The organism is Streptomyces ortus (assembly GCF_026341275.1).
GTDB classification, from domain to species: domain Bacteria; phylum Actinomycetota; class Actinomycetes; order Streptomycetales; family Streptomycetaceae; genus Streptomyces; species Streptomyces ortus.
This window is the reverse complement of record NZ_JAIFZO010000002.1, coordinates 8,022,420-8,035,977: the sequence shown is the minus strand read 5'-3', so window position 1 is coordinate 8,035,977 and position 13,558 is coordinate 8,022,420. Positions and strand designations below refer to the sequence as shown.

18 protein-coding genes are annotated in these 13,558 nt (G+C 70.5%); 6 read left to right on the top strand and 12 right to left on the bottom strand.

The genetic code is table 11. From position 1 onward, the window contains the following. Positions 1 to 54: 54 nt before the first annotated feature. The 5 genes from K3769_RS38250 to K3769_RS38230 all read right to left on the bottom strand — a co-directional run bounded on the left by K3769_RS38250 (position 55) and on the right by K3769_RS38230 (position 3,469). Positions 55 to 1,005, bottom strand: a complete 951-nt coding sequence (locus tag K3769_RS38250; protein ID WP_372515118.1) for a YihY/virulence factor BrkB family protein — start codon at positions 1,003 to 1,005, stop codon at positions 55 to 57. After that, the gene (locus K3769_RS38245) at positions 995 to 1,576 is read right to left on the bottom strand and encodes an Asp23/Gls24 family envelope stress response protein (RefSeq protein WP_267030804.1); all 582 of its coding nucleotides are present in this window, start codon (positions 1,574 to 1,576) and stop codon (positions 995 to 997) included. Before K3769_RS38245 ends, K3769_RS38250 begins: the two co-directional genes overlap by 11 nt. Next, on the bottom strand, positions 1,576 to 2,631 hold the full coding sequence (locus tag K3769_RS38240; RefSeq protein WP_267030803.1) for a DUF6286 domain-containing protein: 1,056 nt from the start codon (positions 2,629 to 2,631) through the stop codon (positions 1,576 to 1,578). The genes K3769_RS38245 and K3769_RS38240 overlap by 1 nt, the downstream gene beginning before the upstream one ends. Continuing rightward, complete coding sequence (locus tag K3769_RS38235; RefSeq protein WP_267031769.1) at positions 2,628 to 2,813, bottom strand: hypothetical protein; 186 nt, start codon at positions 2,811 to 2,813, stop codon at positions 2,628 to 2,630. The genes K3769_RS38240 and K3769_RS38235 overlap by 4 nt, the downstream gene beginning before the upstream one ends. A gap of 119 nt (positions 2,814 to 2,932) precedes the next feature. After that, positions 2,933 to 3,469: an Asp23/Gls24 family envelope stress response protein gene (locus K3769_RS38230; RefSeq protein WP_267030802.1), complete on the bottom strand. Its 537-nt coding sequence runs from the start codon at positions 3,467 to 3,469 to the stop codon at positions 2,933 to 2,935. Positions 3,470 to 3,848: 379 nt separating this feature from the next. Between K3769_RS38230 and K3769_RS38225 the strand changes: the two genes are divergently transcribed. From K3769_RS38225 to K3769_RS38215, 3 genes are read left to right on the top strand one after another with little or no spacing between them, the layout of a single operon-like run. Next, positions 3,849 to 4,433, top strand: a complete 585-nt coding sequence (locus tag K3769_RS38225) for an RNA polymerase sigma factor (protein ID WP_267030801.1) — start codon at positions 3,849 to 3,851, stop codon at positions 4,431 to 4,433. Then, a complete protein-coding gene (locus K3769_RS38220) occupies positions 4,430 to 5,080 on the top strand; it encodes an Asp23/Gls24 family envelope stress response protein (protein ID WP_267030800.1) in 651 nt (216 codons plus the stop codon). Before K3769_RS38225 ends, K3769_RS38220 begins: the two co-directional genes overlap by 4 nt. After that, on the top strand, positions 5,080 to 5,487 hold the full coding sequence (locus K3769_RS38215) for a hypothetical protein (protein ID WP_267030799.1): 408 nt from the start codon (positions 5,080 to 5,082) through the stop codon (positions 5,485 to 5,487). The genes K3769_RS38220 and K3769_RS38215 overlap by 1 nt, the downstream gene beginning before the upstream one ends. Before the next feature lie 78 nt (positions 5,488 to 5,565). On the opposite strand, the gene K3769_RS38210 is transcribed toward K3769_RS38215, so the two are convergent. Further along, positions 5,566 to 6,378: an anti-sigma factor gene (locus K3769_RS38210; protein WP_267030798.1), complete on the bottom strand. Its 813-nt coding sequence runs from the start codon at positions 6,376 to 6,378 to the stop codon at positions 5,566 to 5,568. A 457-nt stretch (positions 6,379 to 6,835) separates the two neighbouring features. Here K3769_RS38210 and K3769_RS38205 point away from each other — a divergent pair, with 457 nt between their 5' ends. After that, positions 6,836 to 7,576, top strand: a complete 741-nt coding sequence (locus K3769_RS38205; protein WP_267030797.1) for an alpha/beta hydrolase — start codon at positions 6,836 to 6,838, stop codon at positions 7,574 to 7,576. Here the strand turns inward: K3769_RS38205 and K3769_RS38200 are convergent. The 5 genes from K3769_RS38200 to K3769_RS38180 form a co-directional block, all read right to left on the bottom strand. After that, positions 7,554 to 8,288 (bottom strand): VOC family protein, encoded by a 735-nt coding sequence (locus tag K3769_RS38200; RefSeq protein WP_267030796.1) that lies wholly within the window; start codon positions 8,286 to 8,288, stop codon positions 7,554 to 7,556. The genes K3769_RS38205 and K3769_RS38200 overlap by 23 nt on opposite strands. Before the next feature lie 785 nt (positions 8,289 to 9,073). Further along, a complete protein-coding gene (locus tag K3769_RS38195) occupies positions 9,074 to 9,622 on the bottom strand; it encodes a hypothetical protein (protein WP_267030795.1) in 549 nt (182 codons plus the stop codon). Between the two features lie 185 nt (positions 9,623 to 9,807). Further along, positions 9,808 to 10,098 (bottom strand): hypothetical protein, encoded by a 291-nt coding sequence (locus K3769_RS38190; protein WP_267030794.1) that lies wholly within the window; start codon positions 10,096 to 10,098, stop codon positions 9,808 to 9,810. A gap of 31 nt (positions 10,099 to 10,129) precedes the next feature. Further along, positions 10,130 to 10,348 (bottom strand): hypothetical protein, encoded by a 219-nt coding sequence (locus K3769_RS38185; protein ID WP_267030793.1) that lies wholly within the window; start codon positions 10,346 to 10,348, stop codon positions 10,130 to 10,132. A 213-nt stretch (positions 10,349 to 10,561) separates the two neighbouring features. Then, positions 10,562 to 11,614, bottom strand: a complete 1,053-nt coding sequence (locus K3769_RS38180) for an alpha/beta hydrolase family protein (protein ID WP_267030792.1) — start codon at positions 11,612 to 11,614, stop codon at positions 10,562 to 10,564. 200 nt (positions 11,615 to 11,814) lie between these two features. Between K3769_RS38180 and K3769_RS38175 the strand changes: the two genes are divergently transcribed. After that, entirely contained in the window at positions 11,815 to 12,423 is a 609-nt protein-coding gene (locus K3769_RS38175) for a TetR/AcrR family transcriptional regulator (protein WP_372515117.1), read from the top strand. Positions 12,424 to 12,486: 63 nt separating this feature from the next. Here K3769_RS38175 and K3769_RS38170 read toward each other — a convergent pair whose 3' ends face one another. Beyond that, positions 12,487 to 12,984 carry a PaaI family thioesterase gene (locus tag K3769_RS38170; RefSeq protein ID WP_267030790.1) on the bottom strand — a complete coding sequence of 166 codons (498 nt, stop codon included), beginning with the start codon at positions 12,982 to 12,984 and terminating at the stop codon, positions 12,487 to 12,489. A 101-nt stretch (positions 12,985 to 13,085) separates the two neighbouring features. Between K3769_RS38170 and K3769_RS38165 the strand changes: the two genes are divergently transcribed. After that, entirely contained in the window at positions 13,086 to 13,556 is a 471-nt protein-coding gene (locus K3769_RS38165; RefSeq protein WP_267030789.1) for a winged helix-turn-helix transcriptional regulator, read from the top strand. The last annotated feature ends 2 nt before the right edge of the window (positions 13,557 to 13,558 follow it).

The window sequence follows — 13,558 nt, the reverse complement described above, 5'->3', positions numbered from 1 at the left end:
GAGGCTAAGTATTGCGAGACGCGGAGAGCGGCGCAAGGGATCACAGCACTCGGCTCAGGCCGCTTCGGGAGGTCCCTCCACCGGCGGCTGTGCCGGTCGGTCTCTTCTGCTCAGCCCGCTCAGTTCGGCGGTGAACTGCGCCCCGGCGAGCAGCGCGAGATTGGACAGCCACAGCCAGATGAGGAAGACCACCGCGCCCGCGAGGGAGCCGTAGAGCTTGCTGTAGGTGCCGAGGGCGGAGGTGTACAGGGCGAACCCTCCGGAGACGACGAGCCACAGGCCCGCCGCCAGGATCCCGCCGGGGACGCTGTGCTTCCGGCGACGGGCCTGTACGGGACCGGTGTGGAAGACGATGACCACCAGCAGCGCCACCAAGCACAGCAGGAGTGGCCAGCGCAGTAGGTTCCAGGCCCACGCCGCCACCGCGTCGAAGCCGAGAATACGGCCGACGGTCTCGGCGATCGGCCCGGTCAGCAGCAGGAGGAGCGCGCTGACGAGCAGCAGGCCGAGCAGGGCGAAGGCGGTGAGCAGGATGCGGGGTGCGGTGTGCCAGGGCGACCGTTGATCGGCTTCGTGGTGCATACGGTGCAGGGCGCGGCGGAAGACGGCGAGGTAGCTGGAGGCGGACCACAGTGCGCTCACGATGCCGCCGCCCAACAGCGTCCAGGCTGCCGAGCCGTCTCGCATCGTACGAGTCAGCACGTCGTGCAGCTGGGTGCCGGACTGGTCCGGGGCATAGGCGGTGACGTGGGCGATGAAGTCCTCGGCGGTGCCCGGACTGATCAGGCTGAAGGCGATGACGGTGACGAGCAGGGAGGGCAGGACCGCAAGGATCGAGTAGTAGGTGAGGGCTGCCGCGTAGTCGGAGACGTCGTCACGCCACATCGACAGCGGCGTACGGCGCAGCGCGACCCCCCAGGCGGCCGGGGTCCGGGAGCGACGCCATAGCGGCTCCAGCGCGCGCGGGCCGCCGCCGGTGACGGCGGGCCCTGGTTCAGCGGACATGAGGCCTACGGTGCGAACGGGTGGAGAAGCGGACCTGCGTGCGCACGCTGTACGGGGTGAGGGAGCTCTCTGTTCGGCCCGCGAGCTCGGCGAGGGCGGGCAGCACGGCGGCCGGGGTCACGTCGGGCTGGAGCCTGACGTGCAGGCGCACCTGCAGCCGCTCGCGTTGTACGAGGACTCGGGTGCGGCAACGGGTGACACCGCCGATCCCGACCGCGTGCCGGGTCATGACGTCCTCCAGGGCCCGGGTCCGCAGCGTCCCGCCGGGCGCGGGCAGCGGAATCGACGGGCGGGCCCCGGCGCGCAGCAGGCGGACGCACCACAGAGCCAGAAGGGCGGTCGCGGTGATCGAGGCGGCCATGACCACAGGCGTCCACCACCCCGTGGAGCGCAGGTCTGCGAGACCGGCCGCGTCCACCAGTACGGCACGGGCGCCGGGCTCAGGCCACCAGGACGGAAGGCGCGTGGCCCAGGGGGCCCCGGTGAGGGCAAGCCAGCTACCGCCGAGGAGGAACACCAGGCCGACCACGGCGAGGGCGGTCCGGTCGAGGACCGTACGGGAACGTCGCATCAGCGGGTGACTCCTTCGAGGGCCGTGTCGTCGGCACCGGCCGTGAGCGTACGCTGCGCTCCTCCGCCGTCCCCAACCGTCGTACCGGGATCCCAGGCGGTCCCGGGCCGCACCCGGACGCGCAGTCGTGGTGGGCGACGCAGATTGCAGCTCTCCAGCACCCGGCGGGCCGTCTGCCGGGCCTCGTCGAGAGCCAGGGCGCGGTGGCCGAAGGCCAGGCCGGCCCGGACTCTGACGCTGCGGCGGCGCACCCGCACCTTCACCGGACCGATCCCCTGTATCTGTCCCACCGCGTCCCCGACGAGCGCGGCGACCGCCGTACGGTCCAGGGCCGCCCGGAGGTTCGGAGCGGGCGCGGTGAGCGTGAGCAGTCCGCGGTGTCCTGGGGTGAGGGCCAGGACGATCATCAGCAGACCGAGGAGCGCGACCGCGACGGCGGAGACCGTGACGGTCGCCTCACCGGGGCCGTGCTGCGAGAGCCAGTGCAGGGCGTCGGTGCGCCAGACCGCCGCCGACCGGTCTGCGGCGTGCACGATAAGCAGGTCGACCGCGAGCGCGCCGCAGGCCATCAGGGCCGACAGGGCGAGCAGCAGGACCGGCAGCCGTCGTTCTGACCACCACCGCAGCGGCGTGCGCGAGTTCAGCGGTCGGGTCTTCGCCGCGACCGGTGCGAGGACCGCGTCCGCGTCCGGGTCCGGGTACGAATGCAGGTCCGGGTACGGCACCGGCACTGCGGCCAGGTCCGGCACCAGGGCAGTGACGCCGACACGCGCTCTGGTGACGTCAAGGCCGGTCAACTGGTGCGTGCGGGCGGTGACATGGTCCTGGAGCCGGCGGACGGCCTCCGGCAGTGGCGCCGGGTAGGGCAGGGTGACGTCGACCCGCACGTCCGCCCGGCGGCCGTGCACGTCGGCCGAGCCTTTCGAGGCCCGGGCCCGGGCCTCGAAAGGCTCGGCTCCTGTCCCAGGCCCCGCCTCGGTGGCCGCCCGCTCGGCGATCCTTCGGACCGCTTTCTCCGAGACGGTCGTGGTGCCGCGCCGGTCCGCCGTGGTCATCGACGGCTCCGCGCATAGCCGTCGCGCAGATCCTGGAAGCGGCCTCCGCCGTCGAACCAGTGGCCCGCGGCCCACCCCAGGCCGCCCAGTGCGGCCACGAGCAGGAACGCGCCGAAACCTCCGAAGAAACCGGCGAAGGCCAGCGCCATCCCTGCGATCATCCCGACGAATGCTCTGGTCACGTGGTCACGTCCATGTCCTGGCCTCTTTCACCATTCCTTTTTCGCCGGTTCCCTTTCACCGGCCTCACGCGCCGGTTCTCACACACCGGCCGGGCATCCTCTGGTGTGCGACGGCCCGCTCACTCCACGCGGGAGTCCGTCGTCGGCGCCTCGCCGTCCTCCTCGGGCAGATGCACGTCGTTGACCGTGACGTTGACCTCGACCACGTCGAGGCCGGTGACGCGCTCCACCGCGGAGATCACGTTCTCCCGGACCTCGCGCGCCACGTCCGTGATGGGAACGCCGTACTCCACGACCAGGTCGAGATCGATGGCCGTCTGCCGCTCGCCGACCTCGACCTTCACTCCACGTCCCACGTTCGGCCGGCCGCCCGGTACCCGGTCGCGAACCGCGCCGATGGTGCGGGAGAGGCCGCCGCCCATGTCGTACACACCCGGAATCTCGCGGGCCGCGATCCCCGCGACCTTCACCACGACGACATCGGCGATCGAGGTCCGTCCCCGGTCCGCCGCCGGCTGGTCGGCGCCGGTGACACCGCCGGACAGCGCTGTCGTCGTCTGTGCTGTCGTCGTCTGTCCCGTCTTGAGGCCCTGCGGTGCCGATACGCCCTTGTCGGTCGATGTGGTCGACGCGGTCGGTACGGTCTGCGTGGTCATGGCACGTCCTTCTTTCTGTAGCCGGTCGGCTGCTCTCACTGAGATGGACCCGCCGCGGCCACGCCTGTGACGCGGATACCCGAAAAATCTCCGCTCAGCTCCGGCCGCCCGCCTCTGTCTCGCCGCGGAGTCCCCTTTGAGTCCCGTACGCGTCGCGTATAGGTCGCATGCGGGCCGCGTACGAGTCGCGCACGAATGTCCGACCGTTCACGGGCCATCCGTCGAGGTGTTCGCAACGGATCATTCACGGATCATTCGTGGGGACACATCTGTCCCGGGCCGCCTCGCGCGATCGCGCGTAAACACGAGGCGGCACTCGCGTAACAGCGGGCGGCATCGACGTGTCCAACCTGCGGAACCGGACGAGAGGAGCCGCTCAGTGGCGGGGGCCAGCAAGCAGAACGCGCCACCGGAGGCCCGGGGCGAGACCGACGACGCCCTGCTGACAGTACGGGCCGCGGAGGGGGACGAGGATGCCTTCGCCGTGCTCGTACAGGCGCATGCCCCGGCCCTGATACGGCTGGCCACACGCCTGCTCGGCGGACGGGCGGAGGCGGAGGACGCCGTGCAGGACGCGTTCATCAGCGCCTGGCGGCGGCTCCCGGAATTCCACCACCGGTCGTCGTTCAGCACCTGGATGTACCGGATCGTCACCAACCGCTGTCTGAACGTACTGCGCGCCCGCAAGCCGGTGGTCCCGCTGGAGGCCGCGGGAGAGCTGACGGCGCCCGAGCACGCGGCCTCCCCGGCCCGGATCGCCGAGGCACGCGACGCGGTGCGTGCGCTGGGCGAGGCTCTCGACCAGCTGTCTGTCGAACAGCGCGCCTGCTGGGTGCTGCGAGAATTGGACGGTCAGTCCTACGAATTCATCGCGGACACGGTCGGCATCAGCCAAGAGGCTGTGCGCGCCCGGGTCTTCCGCGCACGACGCTGCCTGACACAAGCAATGGGGGCCTGGCGATGACCACTCACACCGACCCGCCCAACGCGAGCGACGACGGCATCGACGACGAGCGGCTGCCGTGCGGCAGGCTGCTGTCCCGGGTCTGGGACGACTGGGAACAGCAGTCCGACGACCCGCATCGGCAGAGCTGCCCGCACTGTCGGAACGCGGTCCTAGGTCTCGACGATCTGGAGGTCGCGGTACGTGACCTGCGTGACGAGACGGCGGACAGTTACGCATCCGAGGCGACGTCTCTGACGCGGCGTGTCATGGAGGTCGTACGTCTCGAACTGCGTCCCGGCCGCCCCGTGCCCCTCGGCGAGCCCGACGAGGATCTGTGGATCATGGAAGCGGTCGCTGCCCGCGCCCTGCGTGCGGCGGCCGAGACCGTCTCCGGCGTACGGGCGGGCTCGTGCCGGTTCCTCCCCCACCCCACCCCCGAGTCCTCCGAGTCCTCCACCACCTCCGACGCCTTCGAGGGACCGTTCGTGGTCCGTCTGGCCATTCACGCCCCGGCCGGGGTCCCGCTGCCGGAACTCGCCGAAGAGGTCCGTGGGCGGGTCCGCGAGGCGGCGGACCGTGAGTTGGGCGTGGCCGTGGCGGCGATAGACGTCCATGTCACCGACCTGATCCACTCAGCGGACGACAGCCAGGGAGGTCGTACCTGATGACCCGCGACATCGCCCACACCGCACTGACCGAGGAGATCGCCCGAGCTGTGGAGAGCGTGCCGGGGGTGGCCTTTCTCAGACCGGGGCTCGCCGGCCGGTTGCGCTCGAACCGGACGCGATCGCAGCGGGGCAAGGACGCGGCTCCGCCGGTGGGAGTGCTGACCGCGGGGCTGCCGACGACGGTGGTGCCGACCCCCGGGATACCGACGGCGGGCGTACGTCTGGGGCGGCCGGACGACACCGGACGACGGCATGTCGAGATCCACCTCGTCGCGCTCAGGCAGGCGCGAGCCCTGGACGTGGCCCGCGCCGCACGACGGGGAGTCGAGGCGCACCTGGCCGAGAAGTTCCCCGCGGAGCCCGCACCCGCGCGGGTCACCGTGACCGTCACCGGCCAGGTGTGACACCGGGGTGACGATCGCGGTGAGGCCCGGTCCCGGTCGGGACGCCCGATCGCCCGACGCGACCGCGGGGCTTCTTCCTCATGCGGGGAGGTTCAGCAGGGCGAGCGGAGTGGAGGTCGGTTCCTCGGAGCCGCCCTTCGGCTCGACCGTGACCCCCATGCCCGACGCGGTGCCCACAGTGCCCCGCATCAGGACGGCCTGGCTGGTGCGTGCGGGGTCCATCAGACCGGCGGACCGCATGGTGCCGTCGTCGTCGAACCAGAGCTGGTAGATCTTGCCCCGGGGCGGTTCGGCCATCCCGGAGGTCAGGAAGACGGCCCTGTCTCGGCTGTCGGAAACGACGACGGTGCCCGTGGCGCCGCCGGCCAGTTTCGTGGTCCGGCTCCTGGCGTCCGGGGCTGTGAGCACGGCGGCGATGTCGTTCGCTCCCCGTTCGGCCCGCCGCGCCTGTTCGGAGGCGTTCTGGGCCCGTTCGTGCTGCCACACCGCGGTCACGCCCAGGGCGGTGGCGGTCGCGAGGCAGGCGGCGAGTGCCCAGCGCGACACCGGCCGGCCACGCGGTGCCGTACGGATGCGGAGAGTCCCGGTCCAGCCCGTACGGGTCCGGCGCGTACGGGTCCGGCGCGTTCGGATTCGGCGGGGCAGGGCCGGGCTCGCGGGTCCCTCCTGCCGGACGGTCCGGATCTGTCGCAGCACGTGTTCCCGCAGGGCGGGGCGTGCTGGCAGGGAGGCGGCGAGTCCCAGACGGGCGGCGGTGGCGGACAGCTCGGCCGTCTCCCGCGCACATGCCTCGCACTCCCCGAGATGCCGTTCGAATGCCTCGCGTTCCTCGTCGGACAGGGCGTGCAGAGCGTAGGCGCCGGTCAGTGTGTGCGGATCCTCGGTTGTCACGCGGTCACCCCCAGGCAGTCACGCGGTCGGCTGAGGTCGTCCCGCCGCCGGGTCCCGTGCGTGCCCGGTGGAGGCGGCTCCCGCAGATCAGGTTCAGCCGAGTGGTGTCTGACAGGTCTGCCGCGTGTGCCGGTCCGGGCGACTTCGTTCACCGGGGTCCTCCGTGGTCGGGACATCCATCTGGACATCCTTGGGACATCCGTCGGGACATCACAGGACGTAATCCGATGCCGGAGCCGCAGTGGATTGGTCCCTGGCACCCAGGAAATCGCAGGTGGAACCGGACGGCGCGGGCAGGCGGACGAAGGGGCGTACGGTGCCGTCCCGACTGGGTGACCCAGCGCCGACCAAGTGCCGACCGGACCCCGACCAAGCCACCGAGCGGTCGGCAACGAATACGGAATATGGAGTGGGACAAGTCCGGTGAGTTGCGGCGGCTCGACAGGCAGGAGCGGTAATGACAGCGCGCGGCCCGGCGTCCGAGGAGCACGGCCAGGCGTCCGCCGAAGAGGCGGGGGATGCGCACGCCTCTTCGCTGGCGGTGCGGCATCTACCCCGAGCGCCCCGTGCCGCCGTTCTGTTCCTGCACGGCGGCAGGTCGGACAGCCGTGCCCCGTCCCGTCCCTGGCACCTGGCGGCCGTGCGCATGAAACCGTTCGTACGCGCCGTCGCCCGTGCGATACCGGACGACGACGTCCTGCTGGCGGAGGTGCGGTACCGCGTACGGGGCTGGAACGGCGGGGACGCCGACTCCCTGCGGGACGCGCGGCGGGCGCTCGAAGAACTTCAGCGCCTCGCGCCGGAGGTCCCCGTCGTTCTCGTCGGCCACTCGATGGGCGGCCGGGCGGCGCTGCGTGCCGCGGGCGCGCCCCAGGTCCGCGGCGTTCTGGCGTTGGCTCCCTGGTGTCCCGAGGGTGAGCCGGTGGCCCAGCTGCGGGACAGGGAGGTCGTCGTGCTGCACGGAGACCGCGACCGTGTCACGGATCCCCGCCTGTCCAAGGCGTTCGTGCACCGTGCCCGTGCCGCGGGCGCCCGGGCGACGTTCGTGGAGATGGCGGGCGGCGACCACGCGATGCTCCGGAACGCCGGGGACTGGCACCGCACCGCGGTCTCCACCGTTCTTGAACTGGTGCCGCCAGTTGCCGGGGCTATCGGGACCACCGGGCCTACCAGGCCTACCGGGGGGTCAGGACTGTGAACTCGTTGCCGTCGGGGTCGGTCATCGCCACGCCGCCGAGGTCGTCCTGGCCGCCGTCGATGCGCTTCGCGCCGAGCGAGAGCAGTCGATCGACCTCCGCTTGCAGGTCACCGTCGGCGGTGGGAGCGAGGTCGAAGCGCAGCCGGTCCCTGCCCGTCCTCGGCGCCACCGGCGGCCCGCCCCATGTGATCTTAGGTCCGCCGTGCGGAGAGCGGATCGCGGTCTCCTGATCCTGGTCCCAGACCAGGGGCCAGCCGAGCGCCTTGCTCCAGAAGTACCCGACTTCCTGGGAACCGTCGCAGGCCAGCGCTCCGACGAATCCGCAGTCGGCGAGAAAGTTGTTGCCCGGGCCGATGACGCAGAACTCGTTGCCCTCCGGGTCCGCGAGCACGACATGCTTCTCTTCCGGGAGCTGGCCGATGTCGATGTGCCGTCCGCCGAGTTCCAGCGCCCGGTCCACCGTCCGCTGCTGGTCCTCCAGAGACGTACTCGTCAGATCGAAGTGCATGCGGTTCTGGACCGTTTTCGGCTCCTGCGACGGCAGGAAGCGGAGGCGGAATCCGGTGTCGTCACTGGGCAGAAGCAGGATGCCGTCCTGCGGATCGTCGACCGTCTCCCAGCCGAGAAGCCCGGACCAGAACCGCGCGAGATCCGCGGGCCTGCCCGCATCGAAAGAGAGCGCGAACAGCTGACAACTCGTGTCCCGGTCCATCTCCGGTCCCCCTGACTGGCACTGGCGGCGTGGCGCGTGCTCGACACCTCGCCCGCGAGCGTAAGCATGCGACCACCGCATCCGCATCCGGGTTTTCGCCGACGCGCCGACAGTCAGACGCATGACGGCAAGGATGGGTACGGACCTACAACCTGGAGCACCTGAGTCTGATCAGGCGATTCGTGCCGGCGTCGCTGCGTGAAGGGAATCGGAACTCGTCGGGTCCGGACCGGTAAGCGTCCGGGTTCCGGGAACCTGATCGGTTGTACTGCTTCCAGTTGCTCTGGGTCATCATGTCCCGGCCTCCCCGTAGATCCTGGGCGGCTTCCTCCCGGCTCGGGTCGTCCGTCGGCTCGTAGTCGGCGCGGATGTGCTCGACGAAGGTCCACCAGTTCTAGAAGTCTGGTGAGCTGGGGTTCAGCGCGCCGTCGTGGTTGGTCTGCAGGTCGGAGGGCCGGGTCGGATCGAGCATCCGACGGCTCGACGCCATGGGGTCCTCCCTGCGCAGCGCAGACAGACGACGAGGCACGTCGCGTGTCGGTGTCGTACACCAGAGAAATTGAGGCTCTGGATGTCGTGGCTCTCCGACGTGCAGAGGTAGCAGGCGCGGAGTCGGGCAAGCGGTAGGTGCTGGACCCGCTGGCGGCGCCAGGCATCCCACGTCGGGTGACGGTCAACGACCGGCCGTCGAACGTGAAGGTCCACCCCGAGTACCGCATGACCATCGCATCAGACATCCGTTCAATTCATCGAATTGATCGGCATGCGACAACGGAGAACCGCGGCTACTCCGGCAGTTCGAGCATCGGTTCGCCGCAGGACTGGCACTCGGCATGGACATCGAGCTCGTTGAGTATCTCGGCGTATTCGGGATGCCCCTTGAGGGCGGCCATGGCGGCGAGCAGGTAGCGGGTGGCGGTCTGGTCGTGCTCCGCCGTGGCCAGCGTCTCCGCCAGGAGAGTCAGGGCCTCAGGAAGGGCCTGTCGGTAGGCGTCCGCGATGTCGTCGGGCAGGTCGTCGGGGACTTCTCCGAGTTCACCGGAGCAGATGGCCACGAGACCGACCACGTACAGGTAGTCGTCCCGCTCGGACCGGGCGGCGGGAAGACCGCGCGCGAGGGTGACGAGGTGGGGCACGGCGGCGTAGGCGGCCGGCCAGGCGGTTCCCTCGGAACACAGGTAGGGCCACAGGTCGGAGAAACGCTCACCGTTCGTGGGATCCGCCACCAGTTGCCGCAGCTCGTCCGGAAGGAAGGGCGCGTCCGGCGCACCCCGCCCTTTCGACCAGCCCCGGTGGTCGAGGGCGGGCCAGCGCGGGTCGTGCAGGGAGATCATGGGCGAGAGTGTAGACGGCGCGCAACTGCCGTACGCAGACGGCCTTTCGACGCCTCAAGAGGCCGCCGCGCGAGGTGAGGATCCAGCTCCCCGCCGACCGGCCCGGAGGACGGCCGGCGGGGCATGGAGGACGGCACCACACCTCGGCCGCCAAATTGATCACGCAACGTTCAGACACGCACCGTTCAGGCGCTGACGTGGCGGCGAGCAGTCGCCCCGCGGGCGGCGTGGTGCGTCGGCTTGTTCGCGCCCGTGCCCTGCAGACGGTGCAGCCACAGGGATGTCGCGGACAGCAGGCCCGTGAACACCAGCGTGAAGAGCGCGGACACCCACATCTGCCGGCTCCCGGGATGTTCCCATCCCACCCAGGCGGCCGACGCCGCCCACAGCAAAACGGCGGCAGCGTAGAAGGCGCGCATCCGGTGCAGCTGCCGCACGGCCCTCAGGGGGACGGAGTGATCTTTCTTCGGTGCCATGCCGAGCCGTGTACCCCGGATGCTCCGCGAATCACCGGTCATCGGTTCGCGTTCCCACGTTCTCCGGCCGATCGTCACGGCGGTCGAAGTCCCGCCGTATCGCCGCGCCTTCGTCCTCGACCAGACCGGACGGATCCGGCAGTTCGAGCACGGCTCTGCAGTGTTCGCACACCGCCTCGTCCCCGGCGGGCCTGCTGCCGCACGCCTTGCAACGGCGGTGTGTCTCGCGGTCGCTGTCGTTCTCCGTCATGACTCTCCTGCTCGCGGTCGGCCGGTGATCGTGCGCGGGCCGAGTTCCCAAGGAGCGAACAGTGACTCCTCATCCTCCGAACCGCCGCCCCGGATTCCGCCGCCACGCCCGGTTCCGCCGCCACGCCGCCACTCCGCGGAGGGCTCCCCTCAGGGGTTCGGAGAACCACTGGCAGGACTGCTCGCAGCGCTAAAGCGCCACAGCGGCACAGCGCTACTTCGACTCGACCCGCCCCCACGGCTCCGCGCCGCCCGTCAGCGCGTCCTGCGCCTCCCGCCACGCATCGTCACCGGGGTGGAACCGCGTGCGGAGGTACGCCGCGGTGAGCCGCCCGACGGCGGCGACCCGTGCGGGGTTCTCGTCCGTCGTCTCCGCCACGTCGTACCCGGCGATCCCACCGAGCCCGTGTTCGGCGTCGAACAGGGTGAGCAGGGTCTTGGGGCCGGGAGCGAGGGTGTACGGGTCCGCGTGCCAGTCCGGGCCCATGTCCGTGAAGTGCCGCGAGTCGTCCTTGTCCCCGGCGACGACCAGCGCGGGCGTGCTCATCGTGGAGAAGTCGACGACCTTGAAGAACGGAATCCCCTTGGCCATGGGGCCGTTCAGCGCGTCACCGCCCCTCCCGGGGGCGGCCAGCAGTACACCCGCCTTGATACGGGGTTCGGCGAGGTCCACCACTTCCCCGCTGTCGGGGTCGGTGACGCGGGCCCCCAGCAGCAGACCGGCCGTGAACCCGCCCAGCGAGTGACCCGCGACCGCGACCTTGCCGTGGTCGACGCGCCCCGCGAGCTGCGGCACGGCAGCCTCGATCACGTCAAGCCGGTCGAGGATGTGCGACATGTCCTCGGCGCGCGAGCGCCAGAAGAAGGGGCCGCCGGGGGCACCGGCGAGCACATCGCTCAGCATCCTGGAGCTGAGATGGGTCGGCTGGAGGACCATGAACCCGCGCGCCGCCCAGAAGTCGGCGAGCGGCGCGTATCCATGCAGCGAGGAGAGGTGGTTCGAGCCGCCGTGGCCGTGGGAGAGGAGGATCACCGGCAGGCCGGTGCCTGTCGCCGGCGCGGAGACCCGTACCCGCAGATCCACCGGCCGTCCGGGCACGGACAGCACCACCGGACTGTACGAGAGGACGGGTATGGGCGTGCCGCTGCCCGCACCCCCGCCCGTACCCCGGTCTGCACCCGTGTCCGTGTCGACCTCGACCTCGACCTCGGCCTCGACGTCGACCTCGGCATCGGCCTCGACCCCTGTGTCGGCATACGCACTCATGATGTCCGGTTCCCTTCGGTCGGCTGCGTGATTGCGCGACTGCGCGGCTGGCCAACCGCCCGGCTGGCCAGCCATGTCCGGTCTCGGCTAACCTGAACCGGAACGTCGCTCCACATAGCGCTTCTAGTATTCGGAACAGCGCTCCGCTTTGTCAACCGGAGCCGCAACCGGAGCCGAAGCCGAAGCCGGAAGGAAAATTGGTGTCCACCGAGAAGCCCACCGGGAACCACACCGGGAAGGCGGCATCCCGCACCAAACGGGCCGATGCGGTGCGCAACCAGCAGACGCTGCTCGCCGCCGCGGCCGAGGTCTTCGTCACCTCGGGTGTCGACGCGCCGATCCGCCAGATCGCGGCCAAGGCGGGAGTCGGGATGGGGACGATCTACCGGCACTTCCCGACCCGGGCGGATCTCGTGACGGCCGTCTACCGCCATCAGATCGAGGCGTGCGCGGAAGCCGGTCCGCGCCTGCTGGCCGAGGCCGATTCGCCGTTCGACGCCCTGCGTCAGTGGATCGACCTCTTCGTCGACTTCCTGGTCACCAAGCACGGACTCGCCGACGCACTCCAGTCGGACAGCAGCCGCTTCACCGCGCTGCACACCTATTTCCTCGACCGCCTGGGTCCCGTGTGCACCGAACTGCTGTCGGCCGCGGTCGACGCCGGGGACATCAGGCCCGGCACGCAGCCGTACGAGCTGATGCGCGGCATCGGCAACCTCTGCATCGGACGTGACACCGATCCGCGGTACGACCCTCGGCGGCTGATCGAGCTGCTCCTCCTGGGGCTGCGGCAGCCGCGGCAGACCTGAGCCGAACAGCCCCCGCACACAACCCCGGCACACAGCAGCGGACACGCCCGCCGGTCGGCGCGATCAGCCTGCCGTCGGCAGGGGAAAGAGCAGGCAACTGCTGGTGGCGTGGGCGAGCAGGCGGTCGGTGGAGTCGAAGAGTTCGGCCTGGGCGAGGGCGGTACGGCGGCCACTGTTCAGGACGGTGCCAACGGCCCGCACCTTGCCCGTGTCCACGGTGACAGGTCGCAGGAACTTCAGAGAGAGGTCGAGCGACGTGTACGCCATGCCCTGGGGCAGCACCGACTGAACGGCACAGCCGGCCGCCGAGTCGAGCAGCGTGGCATAGACACCGCCGTGGACGCTTCCGATGGGGTTGTAGTGCTCCTCGCCCGGCTCCAGGACGAAGACGGCCCTGCCGTGTTCGACCTCCTCCAGGGCGAAGCCCAGGGCGGCGGAGATGGGCGGCGGAGGCAGCCGTCCGGCGACGATGTCGCGCAGGAAGTCCAGGCCGGTGGCCTTTCCCACGGCGCCCGCCGAAACGGCCGGATCCTCCCAGGTGAACGTGCGCGATCGATCCATGACCCCTTCTCCACCAGTCATTTCACCCGCTGACTATGTTTAGTGAAGTTAGCCAGCCCGGCATCTGGCTGTCAATGGCGAAGCTGGCCTAGGGTCGTCCCATGGAGTGGGTCGAGGTCAGCACCGAGAACTGCACGGTCCAGCGAACGCTGGACGTGATCGGCGAGAAGTGGTCGCTTCTGCTGCTCCGGGACGCCATGAACGGAGTCCGGCGCTTCGACGACTTCCGGCGGCACATCGGCCTCTCCGACGCGGTGCTCGCCGACCGGCTGCGCAAGTTGGTCGCGGCGGGGATCCTGGACACCGTTCCCTACCAGGAGTCCGGCCGGCGCACCCGGCACGAGTACCGGCTCTCGAAGAAGGGCTGGGACCTGTGGCCCGTCATGCTCGCCCTCAAGGGGTGGGGCGACCGGTACACCGCCGATCCGGAGGGGCCACCGCTCGACGTCTTCCATGCGGACTGCGGCGAACCCGTACAGACGGTGGTCACCTGCGCGCACGGTCACGGCCCGCTGCGCCCTCAGGAGGCACACACCCGCCCGGGGCCCTCCGCGCGGCCCGACGGGCGGTAGAC

Excerpts from the sequence above, each read along its gene's own strand:
- K3769_RS38250 (WP_372515118.1), bottom strand. The coding sequence starts at position 1,005 with ATGTCCGCTGAACCAGGGCCCGCCGTCACCGGCGGCGGCCCGCGCGCG.
- K3769_RS38245 (WP_267030804.1), bottom strand. The coding sequence starts at position 1,576 with ATGCGACGTTCCCGTACGGTCCTCGACCGGACCGCCCTCGCCGTGGTC.
- K3769_RS38240 (WP_267030803.1), bottom strand. The coding sequence starts at position 2,631 with ATGACCACGGCGGACCGGCGCGGCACCACGACCGTCTCGGAGAAAGCG.
- K3769_RS38230 (WP_267030802.1), bottom strand. The coding sequence starts at position 3,469 with ATGACCACGCAGACCGTACCGACCGCGTCGACCACATCGACCGACAAG.
- K3769_RS38220 (WP_267030800.1), top strand. The coding sequence starts at position 4,430 with ATGACCACTCACACCGACCCGCCCAACGCGAGCGACGACGGCATCGAC.
- K3769_RS38215 (WP_267030799.1), top strand. The coding sequence starts at position 5,080 with ATGACCCGCGACATCGCCCACACCGCACTGACCGAGGAGATCGCCCGA.
- K3769_RS38205 (WP_267030797.1), top strand. The coding sequence starts at position 6,836 with ATGACAGCGCGCGGCCCGGCGTCCGAGGAGCACGGCCAGGCGTCCGCC.
- K3769_RS38200 (WP_267030796.1), bottom strand. The coding sequence starts at position 8,288 with ATGGACCGGGACACGAGTTGTCAGCTGTTCGCGCTCTCTTTCGATGCG.
- K3769_RS38195 (WP_267030795.1), bottom strand. The coding sequence starts at position 9,622 with ATGATCTCCCTGCACGACCCGCGCTGGCCCGCCCTCGACCACCGGGGC.
- K3769_RS38190 (WP_267030794.1), bottom strand. The coding sequence starts at position 10,098 with ATGGCACCGAAGAAAGATCACTCCGTCCCCCTGAGGGCCGTGCGGCAG.
- K3769_RS38185 (WP_267030793.1), bottom strand. The coding sequence starts at position 10,348 with ATGACGGAGAACGACAGCGACCGCGAGACACACCGCCGTTGCAAGGCG.
- K3769_RS38180 (WP_267030792.1), bottom strand. The coding sequence starts at position 11,614 with ATGAGTGCGTATGCCGACACAGGGGTCGAGGCCGATGCCGAGGTCGAC.
- K3769_RS38170 (WP_267030790.1), bottom strand. The coding sequence starts at position 12,984 with ATGGATCGATCGCGCACGTTCACCTGGGAGGATCCGGCCGTTTCGGCG.
- K3769_RS38165 (WP_267030789.1), top strand. The coding sequence starts at position 13,086 with ATGGAGTGGGTCGAGGTCAGCACCGAGAACTGCACGGTCCAGCGAACG.